The organism is Klebsiella sp. MS 92-3, from assembly GCF_000195655.1.
GTDB lineage: Bacteria > Pseudomonadota > Gammaproteobacteria > Enterobacterales > Enterobacteriaceae > Klebsiella > Klebsiella pneumoniae.
Genome location: NZ_GL882802.1, coordinates 30,478 through 32,605 on the forward strand (window position 1 = coordinate 30,478; position 2,128 = coordinate 32,605).

Here is a 2,128-nt window from a genome sequence, read left to right on the forward strand (position 1 = left end):
GGGGGGGGGGGGGGGGGGGGAACGGCTGGCCCTCTGCGCGATGCGGCCAGCGGACGCCGGACCGTTCCCTCGCCTCTGTGGGGGAGGGTTAGGGTGAGGGGTGATTTTTGTGGAGAACTATCATGTCAGCATCAACGCCACTGCTGTCGCTGAAGGGGATCACCAAGATTTTTCCCGGTGTGCGCGCCCTTGAGAACGTGCAGCTTGATCTCTGGCCCGGCAAAGTGACCGCCTTAATCGGCGAAAACGGCGCGGGGAAATCCACGCTGGTCAAAGTGATGACCGGTATTTATCAGCCCGAAGAGGGCGAGATCCTCTATAAAGCGATCCCCATTCATCTGCCAACGCCGGAGTCAGCGCATAAGGTAGGGATCACCGCCATTCACCAGGAAACCGTGCTGTTTGACGAACTCTCGGTCAGCGAAAACATTTTCGTCGGCCAGTATCTGTATAAGGGACTGCTCAAAACGCTCGACTGGCCAGCGATGCACCGCAGAGCCAACGAGATCCTCACCCGGCTGGAAGTCCAGATCGACCCGCGAGCCACGCTGAAAACCCTCAGCATCGCCCAGCGTCACATGGTGGCGATTGCCCGGGCGCTGGCTTTCGACGCCCAGGTGGTGATCCTCGATGAGCCGACCGCCGCGCTTTCCCAGCATGAAATCCTGGAGTTTTATCACATCGTTGAGCGTCTGAAGCAGGACGGCAAAGCGATCCTGTTTATCTCGCATAAGTTCGATGAAATCTTCGAGCTGGCCGATTATTACACCATCCTGCGCGATGGGGTGTACGTCAGCTCCGGGGCGATAAGCGACATCACCGAAGAGCGGATGGTGTCGATGATGGTGGGCCGGGCGATCAGCCAAACCTACCCGAAAGTCGACTGCACCCCCGGAGAAACGGTGCTGGAGGTGACCGATCTCTGTCATCCTACCGAGTTTGCCCATATCAGCTTCCGCCTGCGCAAGGGAGAAATTCTCGGCTTTTACGGCCTGGTGGGCGCCGGACGCACCGAGCTGATGCAGGCGCTCTCCGGTGTCTCGCGCCCCTCCTCCGGCGAGATCCGCCTGAACGGCAGAACCATGCGCTTTCACCAGCCCGCCGACGCCATCCGCGCGGGCATCGTCTGCGTGCCGGAAGAGCGGCAGAAACAGGGAGCGATCATCGACCTGCCTATCGCCCAGAACATCAGTTTACCGCAGCTCAGCAAGCTCAACCCTAACGGCATCCTGAACGACGCCCGGGAATGGCGGCTGGCCGACGAGTACGCCTCGCGCCTGCAGGTTAAAGCCTTCAGCTGGCGGCAGCCGGTGGAGACCCTCTCCGGCGGCAACCAGCAGAAAGTGGTGATTGGCAAATGGCTGGCGACCCAGCCCGAGGTGATCATTCTCGATGAGCCGACCAAAGGCATCGATATCGGCTCAAAGGCCGCCGTGCATCAGTTTATGTCCGAGCTGGTCAGCCAGGGGCTGGCGGTGATTATGGTGTCGTCAGAGCTGCCGGAAGTGATGGGCATGGCCGACCGGATTATCGTAATGCACGAAGGGCTGATGGTCGCCGAGTACCGGGCCGGGGAAGCGACGGCGGAAACCATCGTTAGCGCCGCCAGCGGCATCGGCCAGGAGGCGGCATGATGGGACACGCATGGCTTAAACATCGCGAAGCGCTGCTGGCTTTGGTCATCATTTTGATGATCGGCGCCATCGGCAGCCGGGCGCCGTCGTTCGTTTCACCGGGCAATCTGGTGGAGATGTTTAACGATACCGCCATCCTTATCATCCTCGCCCTCGGGCAGATGATGGTGTTGCTCACCAAAGGCATCGATCTGTCGATGGCCGCCAACCTGGCGCTGACCGGGATGATCGTCGCCCTGCTTAACGCCCACTATCCGGGTATTCCGGTGGTGGCGCTGCTGGCGCTGGCAACCCTGCTGGGCCTGCTGATGGGGATGATTAACGGCCTGCTGGTCTGGCGCCTCGGCATTCCCGCCATTGTGGTGACCCTGGGCACCATGAGCATTTATCGCGGCATTATCTTCCTGCTGACTGACGGCGGCTGGGTTAACTCACATCAGATGAGCGCTGATTTTCTCAGTCTGCCGCCCCCGCCCCCCCCCCCCCCCGCGCGC

At 61.0% G+C, this 2,128-nt stretch carries 1 protein-coding gene and 1 pseudogene; both read left to right on the plus strand.

The genetic code is table 11. From position 1 onward, the window contains the following. Positions 1–122: 122 nt before the first annotated feature. A complete protein-coding gene (locus HMPREF9538_RS15255; protein WP_009484965.1) occupies positions 123–1,634 on the plus strand; it encodes a sugar ABC transporter ATP-binding protein in 1,512 nt (503 codons plus the stop codon). Then, a pseudogene (locus HMPREF9538_RS15250) lies at positions 1,631–2,128 on the plus strand (ABC transporter permease); the annotation flags it as partial. The gene HMPREF9538_RS15255 and the pseudogene HMPREF9538_RS15250, both read left to right, overlap by 4 nt.